The organism is Ectobacillus antri, from assembly GCF_003852715.1.
GTDB classification, from domain to species: Bacteria; Bacillota; Bacilli; order Bacillales; family Bacillaceae_G; genus Ectobacillus; species Ectobacillus antri.
Window position 1 is genome coordinate 37,556 of the sequence record NZ_RIAV01000010.1, and the last position, 26,849, is coordinate 64,404.

Annotated in this window: 28 protein-coding genes and 1 riboswitch; of the genes, 20 read left to right on the forward strand and 8 right to left on the reverse strand. The window is 37.7% G+C overall.

Annotation, left to right across the window (positions count from 1 at the left end; all coding sequences use genetic code 11):
* Positions 1-128 precede the first annotated feature (128 nt).
* The 3 genes from EEJ45_RS11005 to EEJ45_RS11015 all read left to right on the forward strand — a co-directional run bounded on the left by EEJ45_RS11005 (position 129) and on the right by EEJ45_RS11015 (position 2,357).
* Positions 129-533 carry a DUF11 domain-containing protein gene (locus EEJ45_RS11005; protein WP_124564865.1) on the forward strand — a complete coding sequence of 135 codons (405 nt, stop codon included), beginning with the start codon at positions 129-131 and terminating at the stop codon, positions 531-533.
* A gap of 366 nt (positions 534-899) precedes the next feature.
* Complete coding sequence (locus EEJ45_RS11010) at positions 900-1,697, forward strand: polysaccharide deacetylase family protein (protein ID WP_124564866.1); 798 nt, start codon at positions 900-902, stop codon at positions 1,695-1,697.
* Positions 1,698-1,703: 6 nt separating this feature from the next.
* Entirely contained in the window at positions 1,704-2,357 is a 654-nt protein-coding gene (locus EEJ45_RS11015) for a YkyA family protein (RefSeq protein ID WP_124564867.1), read from the forward strand.
* 10 nt (positions 2,358-2,367) lie between these two features.
* On the opposite strand, the gene EEJ45_RS11020 is transcribed toward EEJ45_RS11015, so the two are convergent.
* Positions 2,368-2,805, reverse strand: a complete 438-nt coding sequence (locus EEJ45_RS11020) for a YkyB family protein (RefSeq protein ID WP_124564868.1) — start codon at positions 2,803-2,805, stop codon at positions 2,368-2,370.
* A 279-nt stretch (positions 2,806-3,084) separates the two neighbouring features.
* On the opposite strand from EEJ45_RS11020, the gene EEJ45_RS11025 reads away from it, so the two are divergent.
* Positions 3,085-4,599, forward strand: coding sequence for a Ppx/GppA family phosphatase (locus tag EEJ45_RS11025; RefSeq protein WP_124564869.1), 1,515 nt, complete (start codon positions 3,085-3,087; stop codon positions 4,597-4,599).
* A 117-nt stretch (positions 4,600-4,716) separates the two neighbouring features.
* Positions 4,717-6,825: an RNA degradosome polyphosphate kinase gene (locus EEJ45_RS11030; RefSeq protein ID WP_124564870.1), complete on the forward strand. Its 2,109-nt coding sequence runs from the start codon at positions 4,717-4,719 to the stop codon at positions 6,823-6,825.
* Positions 6,826-6,862: 37 nt separating this feature from the next.
* On the opposite strand, the gene EEJ45_RS11035 is transcribed toward EEJ45_RS11030, so the two are convergent.
* Positions 6,863-7,093 carry a hypothetical protein gene (locus EEJ45_RS11035; protein WP_124564871.1) on the reverse strand — a complete coding sequence of 77 codons (231 nt, stop codon included), beginning with the start codon at positions 7,091-7,093 and terminating at the stop codon, positions 6,863-6,865.
* A 324-nt stretch (positions 7,094-7,417) separates the two neighbouring features.
* Here EEJ45_RS11035 and fadH point away from each other — a divergent pair, with 324 nt between their 5' ends.
* Entirely contained in the window at positions 7,418-8,182 is a 765-nt protein-coding gene (gene fadH / locus EEJ45_RS11040) for a 2,4-dienoyl-CoA reductase (RefSeq protein ID WP_124564872.1), read from the forward strand.
* Positions 8,183-8,209: 27 nt separating this feature from the next.
* Here the strand turns inward: fadH and EEJ45_RS11045 are convergent, their stop codons facing one another.
* A complete protein-coding gene (locus EEJ45_RS11045; protein WP_124564873.1) occupies positions 8,210-9,220 on the reverse strand; it encodes a BMP family lipoprotein in 1,011 nt (336 codons plus the stop codon).
* A 78-nt stretch (positions 9,221-9,298) separates the two neighbouring features.
* A riboswitch (purine riboswitch) is annotated at positions 9,299-9,400 on the reverse strand.
* Positions 9,401-9,802: 402 nt separating this feature from the next.
* Between EEJ45_RS11045 and EEJ45_RS11050 the strand changes: the two genes are divergently transcribed.
* The gene (locus EEJ45_RS11050) at positions 9,803-10,999 is read left to right on the forward strand and encodes an EAL domain-containing protein (RefSeq protein ID WP_124564928.1); all 1,197 of its coding nucleotides are present in this window, start codon (positions 9,803-9,805) and stop codon (positions 10,997-10,999) included.
* Between the two features lie 320 nt (positions 11,000-11,319).
* Positions 11,320-11,793: a DUF3993 domain-containing protein gene (locus EEJ45_RS11055; RefSeq protein WP_124564874.1), complete on the forward strand. Its 474-nt coding sequence runs from the start codon at positions 11,320-11,322 to the stop codon at positions 11,791-11,793.
* Positions 11,794-11,943: 150 nt separating this feature from the next.
* Here EEJ45_RS11055 and EEJ45_RS11060 read toward each other — a convergent pair whose 3' ends face one another.
* Positions 11,944-12,177 carry a glutaredoxin domain-containing protein gene (locus EEJ45_RS11060; RefSeq protein WP_124564875.1) on the reverse strand — a complete coding sequence of 78 codons (234 nt, stop codon included), beginning with the start codon at positions 12,175-12,177 and terminating at the stop codon, positions 11,944-11,946.
* Between the two features lie 103 nt (positions 12,178-12,280).
* On the opposite strand from EEJ45_RS11060, the gene chrA reads away from it, so the two are divergent.
* From chrA to EEJ45_RS11100, 8 genes are all read left to right on the forward strand, one after another.
* The gene (chrA, locus tag EEJ45_RS11065; protein ID WP_124564876.1) at positions 12,281-13,426 is read left to right on the forward strand and encodes a chromate efflux transporter; all 1,146 of its coding nucleotides are present in this window, start codon (positions 12,281-12,283) and stop codon (positions 13,424-13,426) included.
* A gap of 139 nt (positions 13,427-13,565) precedes the next feature.
* The gene (locus EEJ45_RS11070; protein ID WP_124564877.1) at positions 13,566-13,802 is read left to right on the forward strand and encodes a YkuJ family protein; all 237 of its coding nucleotides are present in this window, start codon (positions 13,566-13,568) and stop codon (positions 13,800-13,802) included.
* 295 nt (positions 13,803-14,097) lie between these two features.
* Complete coding sequence (locus tag EEJ45_RS11075; protein WP_124564878.1) at positions 14,098-14,607, forward strand: ribonuclease H-like YkuK family protein; 510 nt, start codon at positions 14,098-14,100, stop codon at positions 14,605-14,607.
* A 281-nt stretch (positions 14,608-14,888) separates the two neighbouring features.
* Positions 14,889-15,332 (forward strand): cyclic-di-AMP-binding protein CbpB, encoded by a 444-nt coding sequence (gene cbpB / locus EEJ45_RS11080; RefSeq protein WP_124564879.1) that lies wholly within the window; start codon positions 14,889-14,891, stop codon positions 15,330-15,332.
* A 55-nt stretch (positions 15,333-15,387) separates the two neighbouring features.
* The gene (locus tag EEJ45_RS11085; RefSeq protein ID WP_124564880.1) at positions 15,388-16,260 is read left to right on the forward strand and encodes a transcriptional regulator CcpC; all 873 of its coding nucleotides are present in this window, start codon (positions 15,388-15,390) and stop codon (positions 16,258-16,260) included.
* Positions 16,261-16,332: 72 nt separating this feature from the next.
* Positions 16,333-17,055, forward strand: coding sequence for a 2,3,4,5-tetrahydropyridine-2,6-dicarboxylate N-acetyltransferase (gene dapD / locus EEJ45_RS11090; protein WP_124564881.1), 723 nt, complete (start codon positions 16,333-16,335; stop codon positions 17,053-17,055).
* Between the two features lie 63 nt (positions 17,056-17,118).
* A complete protein-coding gene (locus EEJ45_RS11095) occupies positions 17,119-18,243 on the forward strand; it encodes an N-acetyldiaminopimelate deacetylase (RefSeq protein WP_380018234.1) in 1,125 nt (374 codons plus the stop codon).
* A 94-nt stretch (positions 18,244-18,337) separates the two neighbouring features.
* Positions 18,338-19,006 (forward strand): potassium channel family protein, encoded by a 669-nt coding sequence (locus EEJ45_RS11100; protein ID WP_124564883.1) that lies wholly within the window; start codon positions 18,338-18,340, stop codon positions 19,004-19,006.
* Positions 19,007-19,144: 138 nt separating this feature from the next.
* Here the strand turns inward: EEJ45_RS11100 and rnjA are convergent, their stop codons facing one another.
* Together rnjA and EEJ45_RS11110 are read right to left on the reverse strand one after the other, a co-directional pair.
* Positions 19,145-20,812: a ribonuclease J1 gene (gene rnjA / locus EEJ45_RS11105; protein WP_124564884.1), complete on the reverse strand. Its 1,668-nt coding sequence runs from the start codon at positions 20,810-20,812 to the stop codon at positions 19,145-19,147.
* The gene (locus EEJ45_RS11110; protein WP_124564885.1) at positions 20,809-21,021 is read right to left on the reverse strand and encodes a DNA-dependent RNA polymerase subunit epsilon; all 213 of its coding nucleotides are present in this window, start codon (positions 21,019-21,021) and stop codon (positions 20,809-20,811) included. The genes rnjA and EEJ45_RS11110 overlap by 4 nt, the downstream gene beginning before the upstream one ends.
* Before the next feature lie 465 nt (positions 21,022-21,486).
* Between EEJ45_RS11110 and EEJ45_RS11115 the strand changes: the two genes are divergently transcribed.
* Both EEJ45_RS11115 and EEJ45_RS11120 read left to right on the forward strand, forming a co-directional pair.
* Complete coding sequence (locus EEJ45_RS11115; RefSeq protein ID WP_124564886.1) at positions 21,487-22,392, forward strand: DMT family transporter; 906 nt, start codon at positions 21,487-21,489, stop codon at positions 22,390-22,392.
* Complete coding sequence (locus EEJ45_RS11120; RefSeq protein WP_124564887.1) at positions 22,382-23,155, forward strand: Cof-type HAD-IIB family hydrolase; 774 nt, start codon at positions 22,382-22,384, stop codon at positions 23,153-23,155. Before EEJ45_RS11115 ends, EEJ45_RS11120 begins: the two co-directional genes overlap by 11 nt.
* Before the next feature lie 150 nt (positions 23,156-23,305).
* Here the strand turns inward: EEJ45_RS11120 and def are convergent, their stop codons facing one another.
* Together def and EEJ45_RS11130 are read right to left on the reverse strand one after the other, a co-directional pair.
* Entirely contained in the window at positions 23,306-23,860 is a 555-nt protein-coding gene (def, locus tag EEJ45_RS11125) for a peptide deformylase (protein WP_124564888.1), read from the reverse strand.
* 155 nt (positions 23,861-24,015) lie between these two features.
* Positions 24,016-24,162, reverse strand: coding sequence for a YjcZ family sporulation protein (locus EEJ45_RS11130; protein WP_124564889.1), 147 nt, complete (start codon positions 24,160-24,162; stop codon positions 24,016-24,018).
* 569 nt (positions 24,163-24,731) lie between these two features.
* Between EEJ45_RS11130 and pdhA the strand changes: the two genes are divergently transcribed.
* Positions 24,732-25,847 (forward strand): pyruvate dehydrogenase (acetyl-transferring) E1 component subunit alpha, encoded by a 1,116-nt coding sequence (gene pdhA / locus EEJ45_RS11135; RefSeq protein ID WP_124564890.1) that lies wholly within the window; start codon positions 24,732-24,734, stop codon positions 25,845-25,847.
* Between the two features lie 3 nt (positions 25,848-25,850).
* The gene (locus EEJ45_RS11140; RefSeq protein ID WP_124564891.1) at positions 25,851-26,828 is read left to right on the forward strand and encodes an alpha-ketoacid dehydrogenase subunit beta; all 978 of its coding nucleotides are present in this window, start codon (positions 25,851-25,853) and stop codon (positions 26,826-26,828) included.
* The last annotated feature ends 21 nt before the right edge of the window (positions 26,829-26,849 follow it).

Genomic DNA, 26,849 nt, shown 5'->3' on the forward strand with positions numbered 1-26,849 from the left:
TGTTAAAGCAGTATTGATAAATGAAGAAACGCGAGAGTGTAATATGACATATTTTAAATGTTTGCGAAGTTTTTACATATACATATTAAGTGAGGAAAATTCAAATTAATGTGGGTGGTGTAAACATCGTGTTAGAAGTAGTTATTTTTGTACGCGGTGAAGAAGTGGGAGCAGCTTGGGAAAACACAATAACGGTTAGGTCAGGTCAACGAGTACATGTTAAAATAGAAGTGTGTAATAATGGTAGAGATAAAGTTAACCATTTTTCATTAAGTCATATGCTTCGTGACAATATGATATTAATGCCAGTCACGTTAGACGCACAAGAGGGTGAAGCGACGGTACTTTTCCGCTTGATAAGATGGATTATTCCATCCTTGCAACCTGGACAATGTGCCATATTATATTTTGGTGTAGTGGTAGGAGATAACAAATCCCCCATTTTAACTGCGAGCTATACGTATCGGGCGTTAAAGCAGCTAAAAGGCCCATATTTGGCGAAAAAAGCCGTGTTTCAGACAGATGGCATGTAATTTTCCTGTGAAATTCTTTTTAGGCCCATCTTAAATTGAGATTATTTTAAAATAATGTTACAACGTTCTTTAAAAAATACCAAAATACGCATATAATGGATATTGTGCAGGATGGATATTATGTAGAATGGATGGTAAATTTAAATAGTTAGGGAATTACTGCGATAAAACAACATTCACCATGTACTTAATGTATTCCTTTTTATTTAGACTAAATAGGCGATACTGTAGCTATCAAATAAGTAACTATTATGACTATAAAAGGGTTTTGTAGGTATTTGGGGTTAGCTTGGTTTTTATACTATTTTATATTGAGATAGGGTCCTAGTAAGCTAGTTTACAGGGAACGGGAAAGGATCGGGTAACATGCTAACTGCGCTACATAAACATAGAGGGTTATTTATAGCGGGATGTATCGCTGTATTCATAATCATACTTTTGTCTGTAAAGTCTTTTTCAACTTTAGTAAATGCAGAAGAGCGCTATACCATACAGCTCGTAAGCGAACAGCCGACAGGGGATTTAAAAAGGATAGAGCCTGAAAAATATAATGGAAAAATCCGTAAAATTGCTTATTTGACATTTGATGATGGCCCAAGTTTATATCAAAAGTCCATTTTAGATGTATTGGCTCAGCATGATATTAAAGCAACATTCTTTTTGGTGGGACCTAATGTTGCAAATCATAAAGAGAGTATGAAGCGCCTTGTGAAAGAAGGACATTATCCTGGTTTGCATAGTATGACACATAATTATAAGAGGTTATATCAAGAAGGCCAAATTGCAGTTGAAATGAAACAGGTTCAAGCTATTGTACAAGAGGTAACGGGCGTAAAAGCGAACTTGACGCGTTGTCCTTATGGAAGTATGCCCGGATTAACTAAGCCATTACGTGATCAACTGGTCGCAGATGGCTTTAAGGAATGGGATTGGACCATTGATTCATTAGATTGGAAATTCCCAGGAAACCCAAACGCAGTCACACATGCAGTTCTTTCTAAAGTGTCAAAGAATGTGGAGGTAATTCTTCTACACGAAAAAGAGCAATCTCTTCAAGCGTTACCAGCTATTATTGAAGGCTTGCAAAATAAGGGATATGACTTTGAAGTATATAACGAGAATGCGCATTTTTCATTAAACTTTTGGCACGATAATCGGATGTGAGGAACGGTGAACAGATTGGATAGGTTAATCATCATAGTGACCATTATCGCATTGTTAACTGGATGTGGGACAAAGCCTGAAGACGAGCTGTATAGAGTATTTGAGAGTGCAGCTAAGAAAGAAAAAAATATGTTTGAAACAACGCAAAAATTACAGACACTTGAAGTAAAAAGCAAGCAATTGTATGAAGAAATTTTAATTGCAGGTCAAGAAAATAGTGAAAATGCAAAGGAGTATCTTACAAGAGCAATAAAAAACACAAAAGAACGTGAGAAGGTATTACAGGAAGAAAATAAAATGCTTGATACAGCTTATCAGCGTATGCAAGATACCCATAAAAGTATTGAATATTTGGAAGAAGCCCAATTAAAAAAGCAGGCCAAAGTTGTTTCAAAAGCCTATGCAGATCGTTATCAGGCATTTCGTGCTATGCAAAGTAGCTACAAGAAAGTGTTAGAAGCCGAACTTGTTTTATATGAAAAACTTCAAAATACGAACGAGACGCTAAAACAGATTAGTATACAAGTCAAGCGCGTGAATGAACTATATGTGGATGTTGGAGCAAAAAAGGAAGCCTTTAATATGTATACAAAACAGTATAATGAAGCAAAAGCAGCCTTTTATCGTATGGCTAAGTTTGAAATAGAGTCCAATGTATGAGCATCGGACTCTATTTTTTTGTATATGCTCGCTTATACCATGGTTCGGGTTGTACAAGCTTTTGTTCTTGTTCATATGCTTCAAGACCAATGTATTGTTGTAATATTTTTTTGGCGGTAGATAAACTCATTTGCGTTTTAGGATTACGATATGTTTGATTGAGTGCACCAAGATGGGGAAGCGTACGGAAGTCTTCTTTAGAAGGTGGGATATGGAAATAATAGTCACCTGCATGTACCAACACATCAGATTGCTGTTGACTTAAGCGAGGATTACGTGAAAAATGCAATCCTTTTTTTACTGCCTTTCCTTCATGAATCAATTTCTCGAGTGCACGTTTTTTAAGCCAATATAAGTATTTGGGATTTGTGGCGGCTTTAGCGTGGCGATTTATAACGAATACAGCCTGAGGAAGATGTGCAAATGATGCAGATGAGGTTTCGTTCATGCTTTTGCCTCCTAAGTAATTACATAAATTTTTGTTTTGTCCATTCGTAAAATGAAATATCATAAGAAAAACGATATAGTATTTTTATGTATGCATACTACAGTTCACGAGATGTATATACATTATCATGGATTCCTATCGGTTTGCAATATCTGTTCTTTTTACTTTGTAATTGTTGGCTTTGCAAGCAATGCTCTTGTACAATAATGAAAAACTATGATATAAGTACAATGATATCTCTCTGTACTTATATTGTTATTATAAGAAGGGTGATACTAATTGATTGCTAAATACGGCATTATCGATATTGGATCAAATACAATCCGTTTAGTGATTTATGAAAAACAAAGTGAAGGAGTATATCGTGAAGTTGAGAATATAAAGGTAACAGCACGACTCCGGAAATACTTAGAAAGTGGTAAATTAAGCACAGAAGGCATTGCGCTACTGCTACATATCTTAAGACAATTTCAAGAAAGTACCCGCTTTCATCAGCTACAACATGTAATTTGTACGGCAACAGCCACAGTTCGACAAGCGAGTAATCAAGATTACATACAAGTATTGGTAGAACAGCAAACAGATTTTACTTTAAAAGTCTTATCAGAATATGAAGAAGCATACTATGGATATTTGGCAGTTGTAAATACAACCTCGTATAAAGAGGGTATTACAATTGATATTGGAGGAGGTAGCACCGAAGTTACCTATTTCCGAAACCGTGAGCTGCTACACTATCATAGTTTTCCGTTCGGTGCGTTATCTTTAAAACAGCAATTTATTGCAGCAGATGTTCCAACACCAGCTGAATATATGCAATTGCAGCGCTTTTTGGCAGAACAATTCCAAACCTTATCTTGGCTAAAAAAAGATGTGCCTGTTATTGCAATTGGCGGAAGTGCACGAAACATGGTGAAGGTGTATCAAAATATAATTTCTTACCCTTTATATGGTCTTCATCAATTTGAAATGAACCTAAAAGATGTAGAAACTGTCTTGGATTATATGAAGGGCTTGTCAATGCATGAATTGCAAAAGCTCGAGGGGCTGGCAAGAGACAGAGTAGATACCATTCTTCCGGCTATCACTGTATTTCAAAGTCTCTTAAGGTATACAGGAGCACCTTCATTCATATTAAGTAGAAATGGATTACGTGAAGGGCTGTTCTTTCAAGAACTTACCGCACCTCTTGGCGTACCATATTATCCAAACGTTTTAGAAGAAAGCTTTTATTTATTGGCGCGTGAATACGAAGTTGATATGGACCGAGTCTTAGAACTTATGAAGCATGCAATCATGCTATGCGAAGAGTTACAAGCTTGTCGTGCTGCTACGTTTTCTCAACAAGATTTGCAATATATGAGGATGGCGGTCAAGGTATATAATATTGGGAAATATATTGATGAAGAAGCAAGCAGTCAACATACATTTTATTTACTTGCCAACAAAAGTATTAACGGTATGACGCATAAAGATCGTGTACGACTTGCTCTTACTGCATCTTATAAATCAAAGCTATCCTTTAAAACCTATATCCGTCCGTTTGAGACGTGGTTTACGAAAGATGAGCAAAGAGCGATTCGACTTGCGGGGGCTATCTTGCAACTTGCTGCTACGTTGCATGCGACGAAACGTCCGGTAGTACAGAGTCTAAAGATTGAAGACCGCGGAGATTTATGTATCCACATTCAATGTAGTCAAACAGTGTTTGCAGAAAAGATTCAGGCTGAAAAGCAAAAAAAACAGTTGGAAAAAGTATTAAAACGTAATATTGAACTGCACTTTTATATATAGACTATGCGAGTAACTTGTGTTGTCATATAAGTATAGTTTACAAAAATTTTACATTAGGTACTACAAGGGTTTGCTATGATAACTATAGTAAAAAAGCTTAAAGGAAGTGCGTTTTCTATGGAAACTCTACATAATGATGCTATTAATCTTAATGATACTGCGTATTTTAATAATCGTGAACTGAGCTGGCTTGCATTTAATGAACGGGTATTAGAAGAAGCATTAGACGAACGAAATCCCTTATTGGAACGCTTAAAATTTACAAGTATTTTCAGTTCCAATCTAGATGAATTTTTTATGGTTCGAGTCGCAGGCTTAAAAGATCAAGTGAAAGCGGGCTTTAACCAACCAGAAAACAAAGCAGGGCTAACCCCAAAGCAACAGTTAAATGAAATTTCAAAGAAAACGCACTCTTTAGTAGAATTGCAATATGAGACCTATCAACATACTCTCTTGCCGGCACTAAAGCAAGAAGGAATTGAACCATTGTCATTTCAGCATTTAACAAAGGAACAACGCTTATTTATCGAAGAACTTTTTGATGAACAAATTTTTCCTGTCTTAACACCTGTTGCTGTTGATGCATACAGACCATTCCCTATGTTACTTAACAAAAGTTTGAATTTAGCTGTTATGTTATACGATGAAAAGCAAGCTATTGAAGAAAACAGAACAAAACTGGGAATCGTCCAAGTGCCCTCTGTATTGGAGCGTTTTATTTTTGTCCCTTGTAAGGAAGGGAAACGAAAGTTTATTTTCCTAGAAGATGTAATCAGTAATTTTACTCATAAATTATTTACAGGCTACCGTGTGTTATCTGTAACGCATTTTCGGATTACAAGAAATGCAGATTTAACGATTCATGAAGAAGGCGCTCGTGACTTACTAAAGGTAATTGAAAAAGAGTTGAAAAAGCGTAAATGGGGTGCGGCAGTTCGACTTGAGATTGGGAAGCAAGGGATGGATGAGCGGGTCCTGTCGTTGATGCATGGTGTACTGGAGGTACATGATAAAGATTTATATATCATTGATGGTCCTCTTGATTTGACCTGTATGTTCTCTCTGTATCGAACACTTGCGCATACGCATGAACATCTGATATACGAAGCGATGATACCGCAGGCGCCGCAAGATTTGGCGTCTCATGAGGATATATTTGAAAAAGCTTTAGAGCAGGACATCTTATTGCATCACCCATTTGAATCCTTTCAGCCTGTAATTGATTTTGTACAAGAAGCTGCAGAAGATCCAGATGTACTGGCAATTAAACAAACACTATACCGTGTAAGTGGTGATTCAAAGGTAATTCAAGCCTTGAAAACAGCTGCGGAAAAAGGTAAGCAAGTAACCGTTCTAGTAGAGCTGAAAGCAAGGTTTGATGAAGAAAATAATGTGCATTGGGCAAAAGAGTTAGAACAAGCAGGATGCCACGTTATTTACGGTGTAAGCCATTTAAAAACGCATAGTAAAATTACATTAGTTGTCAGAAGAAAACATGGAAAAATTGAAAGGTTTGTTCACTTAGGGACAGGAAATTATAATGACGTTACAGCCAAATTTTACACTGATATTGGATTTATTACTTCTCGGAAGGAATTTGGCATTGATGCTACCAATTTCTTTAACTACTTAAGTGGCTATACCATGAAACCGCAATTTCACAAAATTTCAGTTGCTCCTCTTGATATCCGAGATACATTTATTGAGCATATTGAGGAGGAAATTCGTCTTCATCGACAATATGGGGATGGTTATATTATTGCAAAAATGAATTCCTTGACCGACAAAATGCTCATTCAAAAGCTATATGAAGCATCACGAGCAGGAGTGAAGGTAGATTTAATTGTTCGAGGTACATGTTGCTTGCGTCCTGGTATCCCGAGGGTAAGTGAGAATATTCGTGTCATCAGTATTGTGGGACGCTATTTAGAGCATAGTCGTATATATTATTTTCGTCATAATGGCCAAGAGCAAGTGTACTTATCATCTGCTGATTGGATGACAAGAAATATGGAAAAGCGTGTGGAAATTGCATTTCCAATCCTAGAAAGCAATATGAAGCGTCGGGTTATTGAGTTGTTGCTTCTACTGCTTTCAGATAATGTAAAAGCTCGTGAACAAAACGTAGAAGGCGAATATCAGTATGTAAAACGAACAGATGAACAAGAAGTTGATAGTCAGCTCATTTTGTTTGAGATGGCTTATGATGAGACGGATGAAGAGTAAAAGACCACAATATTGTGGTCTTTTATAGTTTTTTGGTTTAATAAGGTCCGTATGGTACTGGAGGCGGACATGGATAAGGTCCGCATGGATAAGGTGCATAAGGATAAGGTGGATAGAAAGGTCTAGGTCCGGCCAACAAAGCCCCGCCTAGTAGTCCACCTGCAATCCCAGCTAGAAACGGGAACCCGAAAAATGGAACGAACCGTGCATCGCCCGGTGGAACGGGAGCAGAACGATAGGCAACAGGTTGATAATGATATGGATACATCGTAATACCTCCTTCTTTAAGCTCTATGTATTGTATGGGAAATTGTCCTTTTCGGAGCAAGTACAATCTATAAATAGGCAATTTATATCTTTGTATTCATATAAATGAAAGTAAGAAATTTCAGAAGAAAGAAAAGCGGAGGATGTTGACGAATAGTAAAATAGACTTCATCTAGTGTAACAAAGAGATTTATTCGCTAACCTTTTAATTGCCTATCTGTTAAAATTTTAATGAATTTAATTTTTAGAAATTTTAAATAAAATCAACTATTTATCTATAAGAGATGATAAAATGAATATGTATTCAGTTAAGGGGGGATAGGAGATGAAAGGAAAAGTAGCAATTATTACAGGTGGGTCAAATGGAATGGGAAAAGCAATCGCAGCTCGTTTAGCAAGGGAAGGGGCGTTTGTTGTCATTACTGGTCGTACACTTGAAAAGCTAACCGAAGCTAAGCAAGAAATAGAGCAATTCGAAAACCAAGTATTTCCTGTACAAATGGATGTTCGTCAGCCAGAGCACGTGGATCATATGGTGGCAGAGACGCATAAAGCCTTTGGGCGCATTGATTACTTAGTAAATAATGCTGCTGGTAACTTTGTTTGTGCAGCGGAGGATCTGTCTGTGAATGGGTGGAACTCTGTAATCAATATTGTGTTAAACGGGACGTTTTACTGCAGTCGTGCAGTAGGTAAATATTGGATTGAGCATGGTATTAAAGGCAACATTATCAATATGATTGCGACATATGCTTGGGATGCGGGGCCAGGTGTCATTCACTCTGCTTCTGCTAAAGCCGGTGTGTTGGCAATGACGCGTACGCTGGCGGTAGAATGGGGACGTAAATACGGAATTCGTGTTAATGCTATTGCGCCGGGACCGATTGAACGTACAGGAGGAGCAGAAAGGTTATGGATTTCGGAAGAAGCTGCCAAGCGTACGTTGGCGAGTGTGCCGCTCGGCCGTTTAGGAACGCCAGAAGAAATTGCAGGTTTAGCTTATTATTTACTTAGTGATGAATCCGCTTACATAAATGGGGCATGTATGACAATGGATGGTGGACAGCATCTTCATCAGTACCCATTCTAAAAGGGTGACTTAACGGTCACCCTTTTCTTATTTTGTTTTTGGTACAATAATTTCGCCATTTATAATCTTTTGTTTATAAGCTTCAATTTGCATGAGTACCTCTTGGTTTAGATTATCAGTGCGTTCGGACAACTGAATGCCACCTTCTTTTAATCCATATACAAGGTTTTGTCCATCGCTGTACGTTCCTTCTTTAGCTCGTTTAGCTACATCGTACACTGCAACATCTACTTTTTTGATCATAGATGTTAAGGTAACGTTTTCTGGCATACCTTCTTCATACTGGTCACGATCTACGCCAATTACCCAAACGGACTTACCTTTCTTTTTAGCGTTTTTTGCTTCTGTAAATACGCCGCTGCCAGTACCGCCAGCTGCTGTATAGATAATGTCAACATTTTGTCCGTACATACTAGATGCTAATTGTGCTCCTTTTTCAGGGTTTTTAAAAGAACCTGCATAACCTGTTATAATTTCAATATTGGGATTAACTGCTTTTACACCCGCTTTAAACCCATATTCAAATTTTTGAATTAAATCAATATTCATTCCACCAATAAAACCTACTTTATTTGTTTTTGTGCTAAGGGCGGCTGCTACACCTGCAAGAAATGAACCTTCTTCTTCTTTAAAGGTAACGCTTGTAACATTTTTTTGATTTACAACATTGTCGACAATGACGAAATGTTGATTAGGATACTGCTGTGCTGCACTGTTAACGGCTTTATCTAAAAAGGAACCAATTCCAAAGATAAGTGGATAATTTGCATCTGCAAACTTTGTTAGATTTGGAATATAATCGCTATCAGAAGAAGATTGAATATACCGGTATCCATCATCTTTCACCAAATTTGCTTCTTTACCAAATTTAGATAAGCCTTCCCAAGCAGATTGATTGAATGCTTTATCATCGATCCCGTTTAAGTCAGTAACCATACCTACTTTAAAGGAAGTATCGGTTGAATCTGTACTGCCACATGCTGATAAGATTCCTGCAGAGAGGAGTACTAAGGATAAAATAAAGATTAATTTTCTCATGTTGTTCTCTCCTTTATGTGATTGGAACCCCATAAAAAAAGTCATTGCTCCAGTTTCTTGAGAGAAGGAGAAATGACAAAAACAATCCCGTTCCCTCATAGTCCGACTGTTTACGGTAGTCGGGTAGAAACTTTTGGACCATATTACCAAATTTATATGAGGATCATATGAAGTTGCTATCATCGTATCAGCAATTTCAATTTCGGTCAACAATAAGTATGATGTCTGACGACAAACCCTTTTGTATTTTTGACAAATTTGTGACTTTTCATCTCTGTGAGTTTACAAGAGTGGAAAAATACGTTACATTAAAAACCTCTTTTTTTCTTCATAGTAGAAAATGCTAATTCCCCTTAGCATTTCCCCTTCTTTCTCTACACATGGTGTAGGGATTTTTTTTTTTGATACAAAAAGAATATCGATTTTTCTAGTTGTACTTATATAGCATGTAGCCTTTTATTATGTACTGCTTAAAAAGAGAGTTTGTTTTTTATTCGCATCTATTTATATGTGTTGCTCTTTTTATTCTCATGATATAATCGTTGAAAACGAGGAGGTGCTTGCGTGGATGCATTAGATATTATGACAAACTTAGATAGCGTCTTGCCGCACTTTCAAGCGATTTTTAGTGCGGATGGACATACTGTTATTGGTTATGAAGTGATAGGAAGGGTTGAAACGCAGAAGAACATTGAGAGTTTGAGTTCGTTTTTTGGAGATGATTCTGTCCCTGATGAGTATAAAAGAGAAGTGGATGATATTATTACGGCGAAAGCGTTGGATATGGTAACAAGCACAGGTGAAGAATATTTGCTGTTTTTACATCGAGATGCCACGTTGCTATTACACGATGCTGATAATCAGTTTTTGTCTAGCTTGTTGCATTACGAAGAACAAGGTTTAAAACTGAGCAATATCGTATTAGAAATCACTGAGCATGATTTTCAAGGTGATCTCGATCAATTAAATCATTTGTTACGCTATTATCGTACATATGGTATTAAGTTGGCTCTTAACAAGGTGGGTGCCGGTAGGAGTAACTTAGAACGAATTAGCTTATTGAATCCAGATATTTTAAAAATTAGTCTTAAGCAACTTGGGCAAAATTCACAATTTCAAGCTCATCAAGACATTTTATACTCTTTATCTCTACTTGCAAGGCGTATTGGCGCCACTCTTTTATATGAAGATATTGATGCGTTTTATCAACTGCAATATGCGTGGCGGAATGGTGGACGTTATTATCAAGGTAATTACTTAAAGGAATCTCTTTCTCATTTTTTGGCTGTTGATGTATTAAAAGACAGATTGCGGGGAGAATGCCATGACTTCATTTTACATGAGAAACGTCACCTACAGCGTGTATATGATGTGACGAATCACTTGCAAGCTTATATAGAGCAGATATTACTTAAGCACCCCCAAGGGAAAGATTTAAATAAATGGCTGCTTCAGTGTGCTAATGAAATTGGTAATTATGGTTTTCGTCTTTACATCTGCGATGAAGATGGATTTCAGCAATGCGGTAATGTTATGAGAAAATCCGGAAATTGGGCGATTTATCCAGAATATCACCAAAAAAATTGGAGCTGGCGACCATATTTTCTGGAAAATATCATGAAATTACGAACGGATAAAAAGGGAAGATTATCAGATGCTTATGCAGATATCGAAACAGGAGAAACGATTCGTACATTCAGTTTTCCAATTGAAGATAATCGGTATTTGTTCATTGATCTTACATATGAATTTTTATTTGAACAAGATATTATGAGATAAGGCGCGAACTATGGTTCGCGCTTTTTTAATAAAAATGTAAAATAAAGATGAGCTAACTGTTCAGTGGATGGATAGGTTGTTATGAGGTGTCTGCTTACAAAGTATGGTATGGTTACCATGTGTACACACCTGGTTACTTTTAAATTTTTCAGTGTAAACTCCAATAAATTGGAAATATTGATAGATATCAACAACAAATGCTGTCTATTGCTGTAGTGATTTTACGAATGAAAACAACGCAATCGATAAGAAGATATTGCTACAATAGAGATATGTACAAAGATCGTGTGTTGTAAAGGACAAGCTAAGGAGGTTAAAAAATGAGAAAATATGGTGCCTGGGTTGGTTTTTGTTTACTATTAGCGTTTATTATTGGACAAAGTGTAGCATCAGCAATTGGGGAAAATGAGCAGATTGACAAACAGGAAATTTATGGAACAATTGAAGCGGGTTATGCAGCACAGTACAAAATTCGTGGTAAACAGTGGGCACCAGAAAAAATGTACGATATATTAACACCATATTTCACAAATAATTTCTTGCAAGTGTTCACTGACGAAAATAGTGGTGATACAAAGGCAAGTGGTGGATACTTACTGAAGGAAAAAGCTCCTTTCTCTTTTGGGAGCGCTACAAAGGTTACATATGATGATGAACACAATCTGGTATATGTGTACGAAAAAATAGAAAAGAAGAAAGTATATGAAGTTGTAACGCTGGTAAAAGAACAAGGGAAGTGGAAAATAGGGGGGTATAATGCATACGAAACTCTACCTAAGGAAATTGTCAAATAAGACGAGCCGCTTGTATAACGCAAGCGGCTTTTGGTGTGAGGATTTGTATGCTGTCGTTCATTTGTTTATAAAGTTATGAGCTCTAGAATTAGCAAGCAATTGTATGAGAGACAAATGATGCTTCTATGTAAGCTCCTAATGGTTTTTTGATTATAATTGTAGTAGCTCTTCTAGACGCTCTATATTAAATCCAATAACAGCTTCTCCGTTAATAATAACGGTGGGTGTAGAATAAGCGTGATACTGTTCTGTAAGGCGTCTTGCAGCATCAGTATCTACTTTAATATTATATTCTGTATAAGTTAAATGATGGTGTTGAAAAAATAACTTTATAATCTCACAAGGGGGACATTCTGGCTGTGTATATAATTCAATCTGTTTCATAGCATCTCCTATTTGTATAAGTTTGCTTCTCATTATAAAATAGTTTGGGGAAGAACGACAAGGATGAAAGTAGTTTTCACCAAAGTAAAAAAGAGGTGAAAAGGTGAGACATTATTGGCATGTATTCTTAATCGCTTTTCGACTAGGGTGTACATCGTTTGGAGGTCCTGCTGCACATATTGGTTACTTTCGTGAAGAGTACGTGGTAAAGCGAAAATGGTTAGATGAGCAAACATATGCAAGTTTAGTGGCTTTGGCGAACTTTTTACCAGGACCGGCCAGCAGTCAGGTGGGCATTGCCATTGGTACATTACGAGCAGGAATAGTAGGCGGTTTTTTTGCGTGGCTTGGATTTACACTTCCTTCTGTTTTAGTGTTAACCGTGTTTGCTTTTCTTATGAATCGGTATGGATTTGAGCGAGCACCTTGGATTCAGAGTTTGAAATTAGTAGCAGTTGCGGTCGTGGCACAGGCTGTCTTTGATATGGGAAAAAAGCTAGCGCCTGATCGATTGCGACAATCTATTGTACTAGGAGCTGCTGCATTTGTTCTTGTATTGGAGGAACCATTCATCCAAATAATTACGTTAATAATCAGCGGTATAATTGGTTATTTTGCTTATCAAAAGGAGCAGGATAATTCTGTGGCAGTAACATTTTCTCTTTCTAAAAGAATAGGCGTGATCGCGTTTGGCTTATTTTTTATATTGTTATTAATTTTACCGATTCTTAATGCAAACACTTCATCACAATTATTACATTTGTTTGATTCAATGTATCGAACAGGTTCATTGGTATTTGGAGGTGGACATGTTGTTTTACCTCTGCTCGAGCAAGAAGTAGCAGTGAATAAAGATACTTTTTTGGCAGGCTATGCACTTACGCAGGCGATGCCAGGACCTTTATTTACATTTGCAAGCTATGTTGGGACCGTGTTGTATGGAATTGGAGGTACCATCATTGCTACCGTTGGGATATTTTTACCCGGCTTTTTACTCATGATCGGCGGATTATCATTTTGGAATACTTTGCAGCATAAACATGCCGTTCGCACAGCCTTGCTTGGTGTAAATGCAGGTGTTGTGGGGATATTACTTGCAGCATTATATGATCCTATTTTTACAGATACAATAAAAAGCGATGTAGATATCGTTTTGGTACTGTTTTACTTTGTGTTATTTCATGTCTGGAAGGTAGCATCGTGGAAGATTGTGTCATTGGCTTTATTAATAGGATTGTTTATTTTATAATTTTTTTCGACAAATTTATTGAGTTTCCTTGGGCAAACCGTTATTCTAGACATTGGGGCAATTTTTCTGTTACATACGGATAGAATCAATGCTAATGTAAAAGCTATTTACAGGAAGAATATAGAAAGGAGAGATGGTTATGTCTCTACTCCAAGGAATTTTAACTCGCTTAATTAGCTTAAAAGAACAAGCTGCAAACGGTGAAGTGGCGCAGCGTTATTTTGAGGTTAACGGTGAACGTAAGTGCAGCGTGAAATATTTTGATAAAAGTGATACATATGAATTAGAAGTGTATCAACCAGGCGAAAAGCCACAAACATATCAATTTGATAACATTGATATGGTTGCTATTGAAATTTACGATATGATTTCATAAAAAAGCAGTGTCCAATTATGAATTGGACACTGCTTTTTTTGAAAGGTGTGTAAAAATTTGTTGTTAATAATAGTTACTTGTTGATTAGAGTGGAGGAGATTCTCCCACTAAGGGCATGTTTATAACGGATATTCACAAGGGCTGTAATAGCTCTATATGAAAAATAAATAGTGAGTTTTTCTATTAGTATCTATATTCGCTCGAAACATGCAGGATTGTAGTCTTTCTTTGTATAATGGTAAGCATGCCTGCATATATTGGAAAAAAGTCTGCCTCTAAAAAGGACGTGACATATATGGAAGGATATCGTTTTTATAATTTATCAGAACAAAGCATGGATTTTAATACGGTATTTTTACGTATATATGAATTCATGCGTGAAGACCCTCTTCATGCTTATCGCTTATCAATCGGAACAGACTCACAAACCCATCATGACAGTACAAGATTTATCACTGCAATTCATCTCCATCGAATAGGAAAAGGGGCATGGGGGTGCTTGCGCAATCAAACGGTACATAGAAAAATGGAAAGTCTACGAGAGAAAATTCATTTAGAAACGTATTTTAGTCAAGAGATAGCTTATCTATTTACTCCAGAGCATCTAGGGCTGTTAATGGAGTTATTACAACCCTATAAAGAAGCAAAATTTTCTATGGAAATTCATTTAGATATCGGAAACTATGGGTTGACTAAAGAGTTTATTTTAGACATGACGAATCGTGTTAAGGCGATGGGATTAGTCGCAAAAATTAAACCAGATGCTTACGCTGCATTTAGTTATGCAAATCGATATACGAAATAAAGCAAACTGTAGGACTACCAATATCGGTGGTCATTTTTTCTCTTGTTATGGTACAATGAAAGATGGAATTATGTAATATCCTTTTTAGATGAAAGGGAAGAATGATTGAGGTTACACCCAAGGGGAAAAGGCCTAAGAAATCTACGTGCTGAGTATACGGATGGAACGTGTCGTTCTTGCCCTTTTGTTTTCTTGTAGCAAAGCTACTGGTACTGATATGAACAAGAGTATACAGTGTAGAATTAAAACGAAAAGAAATTAAAAAATGGGGGAACACAGCAATGAAAAGTCTTCCTGCTGAAGGATTCAAAAACATATTTGTCAAGGATTTACTAATTTCCTCAGAGAAGGTGGCGCATGTACAGATTGGGAATAGTTTGGAACATGCCCTTCTTTTATTGGTGAAATCCGGATATTCCGCAATTCCTGTATTAGACCCCACCTATAAGTTAAAAGGCTTAATTAGTACAGCGATGATGCTCGACGGTATTATGGGGCTTGAGCGCATCGAATTTGAGAGATTAGAACATATGAAAGTAGAAGATGTTATGAATAGCGAAATTGTGAAACTGCAGCTGGATGATACATTTACAGAAGCACTGCAAGCAGTTATTAATCATCCGTTTGTATGTGTGGAAAATGAAGCAGGTTATTTTGAAGGGATTTTAACAAGACGAACCATTTTAAAACTTTTGAATAAGCAAGTGGGTAAACAGAGTAAGTAAAAGGCGTGCAGCTTCTATAAGGGGCTGCTCGTTTTCATGGAGAGGAGCTGTAAATTTGCAATTAGATGATTTTCGTATGATGGTTATATTAGCTGAAGAGCTGAATATGAGAAAAGCCGCTGAGCGGTTGTTTGTATCACAGCCTGCGTTAAGTCAAAGGTTGCAGTCCATGGAAAAACAGTGGAATATGAAATTTTTTATTCGTTCGCAAAAAGGCTTAACAATTACGCCGGCTGGCGAAAAGGTAGCTACCTATGCAAAGGACATGCTTATGCAAGAGGAGAATATAAAAAATGAACTGTCTTCCTTACAAGAAAAAACGCATGGGACGCTAAAAATTGCTGTGGCATCTATTATTGGTCAATATTGGCTACCACGTGTATTGAAGAAGTTTGTAGAAGCGTACCCACATGTACAAATCTCTTTATTTACGGGATGGAGTAGTGAGGTACAGAAGTATTTTTACGAGGGAGATGTACATCTTGCGATACTAAGAGGCTCTCAAGAGTTTCCGGGAAGAAAATGGCATTTACTCACGGATGAATTGTATTTAGTTGATACAGAGATTGCGAATCCAAGAATGCTTCGTGAGACAAATAAACCCTTTATTCAATTTAAAAGTGATTCCACTTATTATTCGCAAATACAAGGATGGTGGTATGGTTTGTTCTCGCACCCGCCAAGACGGACCATTGTTGTAGATCAGATTGAAACATGTAAGCAAATGGTGCTGCATGGTATTGGATACGCTATTTTACCCTCTAGTGTCTTGCAGGAAATGCCAAATCATGTGTATAAAATACCTCTATCAGTGGATAATAAACGACTTACGCGAGAAACATGGCTATTGGTCAATGATACGGCATTAGAACTGAAACAAGTAGAGGTATTTGTGGAGATGCTTATGCAATTTGTTTCAAAAAAGTAAATCTTTCAACTTGCTGTTATCCTCATGCTTTGATAGAGTAACAAGTATGAAACGTTTAGGAGGAATTCCGCTATGAAAATGATGGATGCAAATGAAATTATCACATTTATTCAAAAGAGTGAAAAGAAAACACCGGTTAAGGTGTATATAAAAGGTCAGTTGAAAGACATTGAATTTCCGGAAAGTCTGCAGGCGTTTGTTTCTAAAAAGACAGGTGTCCTTTTTGGAGAATGGTCTGAAATCAAAGCAGTGCTGGCGAAATATGAAAATGAAATCGTTGATTATGTAGTAGAAAGTGATCGTCGTAACTCAGCCATCCCGCTTTTAGATTTAAAAGGCATTAAGGCACGTATCGAGCCGGGTGCAATTATTCGTGACCAAGTAGAGATTGGTGACAATGCTGTTATCATGATGGGAGCGGTTATTAACATCGGTGCTTCTATTGGTGAGGGTACAATGATTGATATGAACGCTGTACTTGGCGGTCGTGCTACAGTAGGAAAAAATGCACACATCGGTGCAGGGGCTGTACTGGCGGGTGTTATTGAGCCACCTTCAGCTAAACCTGTAATCGTAGAGGATGATGTGGTAGTAGGTGCTAATGCAGTTATTTTAGAAGGTGTTACAGTTGGCAAAGGTGCGGTTGTAGCAGCGGGAGCGATTGTTACAGAAGATGTCCCTCCTTACACAGTAGTAGCGGGTGTGCCGGCACGCGTTATCAAAGAAATCGACGAGAAAACAAAGTCTAAAACAGAAATTAAACAAGAGCTTCGTCAATTAAATCCGGAAAACTAAACAAATGTCAAAAGCGTAAGTACGTGGAGTGCTTGCGCTTTTTTGTAAATGGTGGTGACATATATGGAGAATGTATTCATTCAGATACGAAGAGACCTGCATCAAATTCCTGAGCTTGGTTTTCAGGAAACGAGAACACAACAATATATATTAAACTATATTTATTCTTTACCTAAAGAACGCTACGAGATACAAACGTGGAGAACGGGGGTTCTTGTAAAAGTATTAGGGCGAAATCCCATAAAAACGATTGGGTATCGCGCTGATATAGATGGTCTGCCAATTGAGGAAGAGACGGGATATTCTTTTGCTTCTTCACATCAAGGCATGATGCATGCTTGCGGACATGATTTACATATGAGCATTGCGCTCGGTGTTTTAACTGAAATTGTAAATTGTCCTATTGATGATGATGTAGTGTTTATTTTTCAACCGGCAGAGGAAGGGCCAGGTGGTGCGCAGCCGATGATTGAAAGTGAAGAATTCAAACGCTGGAAACCGGATTTGATTTTTGCATTGCATATTGCACCTGAGTATCCCGTTGGAACGATAGCTACAAAAAAGGGCTTGCTATTTGCAAACACATCTGAATTGTTTATTGATTTAAAAGGAAAAGGGGGACACGCGGCATATCCACACCAAACCAATGATATGGTTGTTGCTGCTAGTTATTTGGTCACACAGCTACAATCTATTGTAAGCAGAAATGTGAACCCTTTGGATGCGGCTGTTATTACAGTTGGGAAAATTACCGGCGGTACTGTACAAAATATTATTGCGGAAACAGCGCGGCTAGAAGGAACCATTCGTACGCTTTCGGCCGAGTCTATGGAGAAAGTAAAGGAAAGAATTGAAGCGGTTGTACAGGGGATTCAGGCTTCTTTTCAATGCAAAGCAAGTATTGATTACGGCTCTATGTATTATCAAGTTTTTAATCACGAAGAGCTGACTGCGGAATTTATGGATTTTATAAGAGAAGATACGGATGTACAGGTAATAGAATGCAAAGAAGCCATGACGGGAGAAGATTTCGGTTATATGCTCCGCGAAACACCTGGGTTTATGTTCTGGTTAGGAGTAGAGTCGGAATATGGATTGCATCATGCTAAGCTACAACCAAATGAAGCGGCTATTCCTGCAGCAATTTCGCTACTTACTAGGTATATCTCTTTTAAAGGAACGCGTTAAAAGGATTGTATATAGGTGAATTTGACTCACATGATATAAAATATGTTAAAATGGTCGATAGTAAAATGGAATTCATAATTTGGAGGAGTTTTGTGTGGGTGTGAAGAAAAAAGAATTTGCTGTTATTGGACTTGGACGTTTTGGTGGTAGCATTTGTCGTGAACTCGTACAATTAGGTATGGAAGTAATGGCAATTGATATGGATGAAGATCGTGTAAATGAATACTCTAGCATAGCTTCTCATGCTGTAATTGCAGATACAACTGATGAAATGGTTTTGAAAAGTTTAGGTATTCGTAACTTTGATCATGTTGTGGTAGCGATAGGTGATAATATTCAGGCGAGCATTCTTACAACATTAATTTTAAAAGAGCTTGGTGTAGAAAATATAACGGTAAAAGCACAAAATGACTACCACGAAAAGGTTCTTCGTAAAATTGGTGCTGATCAAATTGTTCACCCAGAACGTGATATGGGAGCACGTATTGCTAATAATATTGCCTCTAGCAGTGTATTGGACTATTTGCAATTATCGGATGAGCATAGCATTGTTGAAATTATTGCAAATGAAAGATTAAATGGTCAAAATCTGCAAGATTTAGATATTCGTGCAAAATTCGGTTTAAATATTGTGGCAATTAAACGAGAAAATCAAGTTATTGTTTCGCCTCGGGCAACAGAAACACTTCGCACCGGAGATGTATTAGTCGTCATAGGAAGTGACAATGATGTAGATCGCTTTGAGGATTTTTTAACACCTTAATACACAAATGCCCCGCCATATTGGCGGGGCATTTTTTTGAACGTTATAAGTGGTTAAAAAACTATCTGAGCTTCTCGTCAAACTCTGTGCTAAAAATTGTTCTTGTATAGAATGAAACAGGCGCCGATGTTTTCCTTGTTACACTTCCATAATAATTGGTAAAATCATTGGCTTACGCTTGGTTTTTTCATATAAAAACGGTGCCAAGGTGTCTGTAATTTCGTTTTTAATTTCAGACCATTGTGTTGTTTTACGCTCCATGACTCTATTTAGGTGTGTTGCAATCAATGTTTGTGCATCATTAATCAGATCGCTACTTTCTCGCATGTATACGAAACCGCGTGAAATGATGTCTGGGCCAGCGGCGATTTTAAATTCCTTCATATCAATACTTACTACAACAATAACGAGACCTTCTTCAGAAAGGATGCGTCGATCGCGTAGCACAATGTTACCAATATCTCCTATACCGTTTCCATCAATATATACAGAGCCGGATGGGACTTTACCAGCAACTGTTGCTTCGTCAGCGCGAAGTGCCAACACGTCGCCGTTATCTAAAATAAAGCAGTTCTCTTCAGGTACACCGCAATCAATCGCAAGCTGTGCATGCATTCGTTGCATACGATATTCACCATGAATAGGCATAAAGTATTTTGGCTTAATGAGACGCAACATTAATTTTTGTTCTTGCTGACCACCGTGACCGCTTGTGTGAATATCTGCTAAAGGTCCGTGAATCACCTCTGCACCCGCACGATACAACAGGTTAATCGTACGACTTACACTAATCGTATTTCCTGGGATAGGTGATGAGGAGAATACAACTGTATCGCCAGGAATGATTTGAATTTGACGGTGTGTACCATTGGCAATACGAGAAAGAGCCGCCATTGGTTCTCCTTGACTTCCTGTACATAAAATGACAACTTGGTTAGCAGGAAGTCGATTGATTTGACCGGCATCCACAAATGTTTCTTTTGGACAACGAATGTATCCTAATTGTTGTCCAATATCAAGAGCTGCTTCCATACTACGTCCAAATACAGCTATCTTACGATTGTTGACAACCGCAGCTTCAACAACTTGCTGAAGACGGTGAATGTTAGAGGCAAATGTAGCAAAGATAATACGTCCGTCCACTTTACGGAACATATCATTAATGCTGTCTCCCACTCGTCTTTCGGACATTGTAAAGTTTGGAACTTCGCTGTTTGTGCTATCTGAAAGTAGACATAGCACACCCTCTTTTCCGATTTCAGCCATTTTTGTTAAGTTAGCCGGCTCCCCAACTGGTGTGAAGTCAAATTTGAAATCTCCCGTATGGACAACTTGTCCTTGTGGCGTTTTTACCACAATACCGTAAGAGTCTGGGATGCTGTGTGTAGTACGGAAAAATGTCACAGCGGTATGCTCGAATGAAATAATATCATCTTCCTTAATCTCAATCAGTTTTGCTTTGCGAAGCAAGCCATGCTCTTCAAGCTTATTTTTAATAAGACCAAGCGCTAGTTTGCCCCCGTAAATCGGAATGTTCACTTGACGAAGTAAATATGGAATTCCACCAATGTGATCTTCATGTCCGTGCGTGATGAAAAGACCTTTAATTTTTTCTTCATTTCTTACAAAGTACGTGTAATCAGGTATTACATAATCAATTCCCAAAAGTTCATCTTCCGGGAATTTAATGCCGGCATCGATAATAATAATTTCATCTTGATATTGAACCGCATATGTATTTTTACCGATTTCGCCCAGTCCGCCCAAGGCAAATACAGCGGTTTGATCTGCTTTTAAAAATTTCATGCGTATTCCGTCACTTTAAAGTTTTCACTTTGTTTCTCGTATTCAAGATGAGCACCGGCAAGCTCTTGAATGAATTCGATATTATAATGAAAAGGTGATAATTTTGTACGAATGTCACGTTCAGACTCTCCTTCTACGTAAAGCACCTTTGTTTTTTCACGAACAGGCGCCTCCATAGCAGAATCTTGATAAAATACTTTGAAAATCATTGTAAAACCTCTCCTTGTCTCTATTTTTGCGCTACCTTTAACCTATTATAAAGGAAAAGTACTATATTTTCATGTTTTTTCGATAGAAAGAAGAGAAAAGCCTATTAGGCAAGGTTTCTCTTACGTATAAGACCGTTCCAGTAGCACTTTAGTTTTTCTTTTAGTTTTCTTTTCATTATTGACCTTCCTTTCAGGTTTTCAAACATAGATATTGTTTATAGTATGAGAAGAGGATTCAAAATTCATGTATGAAACAGTAACTTGACAATTCGTATATAATATATAGGTGCAGATAAAATTTTTTACATAAGAGAAAAGGGCTGGTTATGTAAGGGAAACATTAGTACTTATAAAAGCCTACTCTAAGCAAGTAAGATGCTGTAACACTTTCGTTTTGTTCCTGCCACGCTACAAGTAGTGATTGTGTTTATTATTTAATGAAGTGAAGGAAAGAGAGGGACAAATTTGGGGAAGCTATACGGCGCATTATTGACGCTAAGTGTGATTTGGGGTGCTTCATTTCTATTTATTAAAATATTGGTAGCTGATTTAGGACCTTGGGGTGTGGTGTTTTGGCGCTGTTTGTTTGGCGCAATTACACTTCTTTGTGTGTTAGTGGCAAAACGAGAAGTTATTAATTGGAGAGAATTACCTGTAAAGATGGTTGTATTGGTAGGATTTGTGAATAATGTATTGCCCTTTGGATTTATTGCAATTGGTGAAACAAAGGTTTCAAGCGGTATGGCCTCTATTATTAACGCAATGACACCTATTTCAACTGTTATTGTCGGGTATGTATGCTTTAAGCTACACGTGAGGAGAGCGCAGTGGATGGGTATTCTTCTTGGTTTCTTTGGTATTTTACTAGTGATGCGCTTTAATGTTAAGCAGTTGATTAACGGTGACGTGAACGGTGTATTACTAGTGCTACTCGCGACTTTATGCTATGCAATTGGTACACAGCTCTCTAAACGTTTTTTACAGCATCTTTCCGTTTTAGTACTGTCGGCAACCACGCTTCTATCTGCCTGTGTAATCAGCTTTTTTATTATGATATTGGTAAGTGATGAGGGTTTTCGCATGGTATCCTCCTCACAGACGTTGGTTTCATTAGTTGGGCTAGGGACCCTTGGGTCTGGCTTTGCGTATTTGCTATTTTATTATATGGTGAAAGAAGGAAGTGCAGAATTTGCTTCTTTTGTTACTTACATTGTGCCTTTATCTGCTTTGCTCTGGGGAAGTCTTTTATTGGAAGAAGACATTACATATCACATGCTGATTGGTTTAACATTTATTTTTGGAGGTATATATCTCTCAACATTTCAAAAGAAGCAGTCAACAACCAGAAAGGACTATAAATATGAACAATAAAATTGTATTTTTTGATATTGACGGAACACTTCTTGACCATGATAAACGTATTCCTGCGTCTACAAAGAAAGCTGTTAAACAGCTGCAGGAAAATGGTGTTCATGTAGCAATTGCTACAGGTAGAGCACCATTTATGTTTGAAGATATCCGAAAAGAATTAAATATTCATAATTACGTTAGCTTTAATGGACAATATGTTGTATTTGAAGATGAAGTTATTTATAAAAATCCGCTTCCTGGAGATAAGTTGCATGAGTTTACGCAATTTGCTAACGAAATAAACATGCCGCTTGTGTACTTGAATGAAAAAGAAATGAAGGCGAATGTTCCTGATCATCCATTTGTGAGCGAAAGTATGGGAAGCTTGTTTTTTGACTATCCACTATACGAACCTAATTTTTATCAAAATCAAGAAATTTATCAGACTTTATTATTCTGCGAAGCCGGGAAAGAACAGCAATTTATACATGACTATCCTCAATTTCATTTTATTCGTTGGCATGCGTATTCTATGGATATTATTCCTAACGGCGGCTCAAAGGCAAAAGGCATTGAGCGTTTTATCGAGAGACTTGGATTTAAACATGATCAGGTTTACGCATTCGGTGATGGCTTGAATGACATTGAAATGATTAGTGAGGTTGGAACAGGTATCGTAATGGGAAATGGACATGAGAAATTAAAACAAGTAGGTAAATATGTAACCAAAGATGTAGGGCAAGACGGTATTCTACACGGTCTCCAGTGGGCAGGATTGTTATAAAATATGATTGGTTAAAGTTCTAGTGAGCAGTGATTCTTGTTAGCGCCATGTCGTTGACTTATTTTCTTCTCGCTCATTACCTCTTCCAATTATTAGTTTAGAACTTAAATATAGCTATTAGAACGATAAAAAGCAGGCATTGCCTGCTTTTTATCGTTCTAAAGGAGTTGCATTTTCCGGATGAGCAAATGGATTTTCATCATTAATGTGATCATAAAACATAACGCCGTTTAAATGATCAATTTCGTGTTGAAAGACAATAGCTGGCAATCCTTTTAGTCGCAATTGTACTTCTTGTCCATTTAAATCCACACCTTTAACGGTAATGCGTGCATAGCGAGGAACAAAGCCAGGTACAGCTCGATCTACAGATAAACAACCCTCTCCGCCGCTTAAGTAAATACGGTCTACAGAATGACTAATGATTTTAGGGTTAAATAAAGCATAGCTATACAAAGTACCATCTGTATCTGTGACATGAACAGCGATATATCGTTTACTTACACCAATTTGTGGTGCTGCAATTCCAATGCCTGGACGAAGCTCGTACTTTGCAGCAAGCTCTGGATTTTGGCTGTTTTTTACAAACTCGAGCATACTTGTCAGGATATGTATATCCTCTTGCGTAGGAGGCAGTGTTACTTCAGAAGCTCTTTGTCTCAGTACTGGGGCACCTTCACGTACTACATCTTTCATAGTAAGCATATGATTCTCTCCTTTCCGTATCTGTAGTGTAACAAAGTCGGTGAATAAAGTCATTGCTTAAACGTATACAGTACAAATTATAACAAGGTGTTAAGCAAAATGATAAAAAAAGAAAGAGCCACAGCTCTTCCTTTTTCATGTTTTTTTCTTTTACATTAATGGATGCAAGCAGCACCGACGATGATCAAAAGAATGAACAATACAACAATTAAAGCGAATCCGCGTCCGGCACCATAGCCACAGCCGCCATAGCCGTAAGCCGGCGCAGTGTAAGTTGGGTAACAATATGTGTATCCTTGCATGAAATTTACCTCCTTTTTCGTTTCCGCTTATATTGCGGTTAGTATAACGTATGAAAAAATGAAAAATGTGTGTAGATAAATGCCCAGTGACTAAGAAAATAAACAATTTTTATCATGATTAAACAACATCTTTTAGAGAAATAAATAGGAAAGTTTTCTCTGGGTTAAGTGGTGGCTAAGTAAAGAGTAATTATGTAAATGAATATGTGTGAGCAAAAAACGCCAGAAGTTAAAACGTTTACATATTATACTATGATAAGACATAAGGAGAAATGGGAATAATATAACAGAAGGCTGTTGTTGATTAATACAGGTATTAATAAAAGGTGTTTCAAGGAAATTGTAAGCTCTTTTATTTTTCGAGAAAAATTCAAAATCAAAGTAATTGACAGGCTTCGTGCAGAGTTGTAAACTAAAAAACGTGATTATTATTGTATTAATTATTTGTTAGAAAAGATTAGTACAGATGGTGGCATTTCCAAATACCTTTACACAGTCAGCATATAGGCTGTGAAGGGAGCACGGCTCCTGCCGATAGTATGTTCATAAAACAGGAAGAGGTGAACGGAATGGGTACTGAAACAAAAAAGGCCCTGATAAATGTAGATGAGCAATTCAAAGCAATTGAATCCACATTTCAAACAATCCAAATTTTGAATGAAGAAGGCGAAGTAGTAAATAAAGACGCAATGCCTGATTTAACTGATGAGCAGCTTAGAGAACTAATGAGCCGTATGGTTTATACGCGTGTATTAGATCAACGCTCTATCTCGTTAAACCGTCAAGGTCGCTTAGGTTTTTACGCGCCAACTGCAGGACAAGAAGCTTCTCAACTAGCAAGTCATTATGCACTTGAAAAAGAAGATTTCATATTACCTGGTTATCGTGACGTACCGCAAATGATTTGGCACGGTCTGCCACTTTACCAAGCATTCTTATTCTCTCGTGGTCATTTCATGGGTAACCAAATCCCTGAAGGTGTAAACACAATTTCACCGCAAATTATCATCGGTGCGCAAATCATCCAAACTGCCGGTGTGGCACTAGGTATGAAATTCCGTGGTAAAAAATCTGTTGCAGTAACGTACACAGGTGATGGCGGTGCATCCCAAGGTGACTTCTACGAAGGTATGAACTTTGCAGCAGCTTATAAAGCGCCTGCAATCTTTATTGTTCAAAACAACCGTTTTGCAATTTCAACACCTGTTGAAAAGCAATCTGCTGCGAAAACAATCGCACAAAAAGCAGTAGCGGTAGGTATTCCTGGTATTCAAGTAGATGGCATGGATCCACTTGCAGTATATGCGGCTACTCGTTTTGCTCGTGAGCGTGCTGTAAACGGTGAAGGTCCAACTTTAATTGAAACACTAACATTCCGTTACGGTCCACATACAATGGCTGGTGATGACCCTACTCGTTACCGTACAAAAGATTTAGAAAACGAATGGGAAAAGAAAGATCCAATCGTACGTTTCCGCAAATTCTTAGAGAAAAAAGGCATTTGGTCTCAAGAAGATGAAGAAAAAGTAATGGAGCAAGCAAAAGAGGATATTAAAGAAGCAATCGCTAAAGCTGACCAAGCTCCTAAACAAAAAGTAACTGATTTGATGAAAATCATGTACGAAAAAATGCCATATAACCTACAAGAGCAATTTGAAATTTACACAGAGAAGGAGTCGAAGTAAGCCATGGCGCAAATGACAATGATTCAAGCAATCACAGATGCGTTACGCGTCGAAATGAAAAACGACCCTAACGTATTGGTGTTCGGGGAAGACGTGGGCGTAAACGGCGGCGTATTCCGTGCAACGGAAGGACTGCAAGCCGAATTCGGTGAAGAGCGCGTATTTGATACGCCACTTGCAGAGTCCGGTATCGGAGGTCTTGCAATCGGTCTTGCTTTAGAAGGCTATCGTCCGGTTCCTGAAATTCAATTCTTTGGTTTCGTATATGAAGTAATGGATTCTATTTCAGGCCAAATGGCGCGTATGCGTTACCGTTCCGGTGGTCGTTACACGTCTCCAATTACTGTTCGTTCACCATTTGGTGGTGGTGTTCATACACCAGAACTACATGCGGACAGCTTAGAAGGTCTTGTTGCGCAACAACCTGGTCTAAAAGTTGTTATTCCTTCAACACCTTATGATGCAAAAGGTCTTTTGATCTCTGCAATTCGTGACAACGATCCTGTTATTTACTTAGAGCATATGAAGTTATATCGCTCTTTCCGTCAAGAAGTACCTGAAGGTGAATATACAATTGAAATTGGTAAAGCTGACGTAAAACGTGAAGGTACAGATGTATCTGTTATTGCTTACGGTGCAATGGTTCATACTGCACTTAAAGCGGCTGAAGAGCTTGAAAAAGAAGGCGTTTCTGTAGAAGTAGTTGACCTTCGTACAGTACAGCCTTTAGATATTGAGACAATTATGGCTTCTGTTGAAAAAACAGGTCGTGTTGTAGTGGTACAAGAAGCACAAAAACAAGCAGGTATCGCAGCAAATGTTGTAGCTGAAATCAATGACCGTGCTATTCTTAGCCTAGAGGCGCCAGTTGTTCGTGTAACAGCTGCTGATACAATCTTCCCGTTCTCTCAAGCTGAGAGCGTATGGCTTCCAAACCATAAAGATGTTGTAGAAGCAATTCAAAAAGTAATGAACTTTTAATCTTAGCTGTAAAAGAAATCA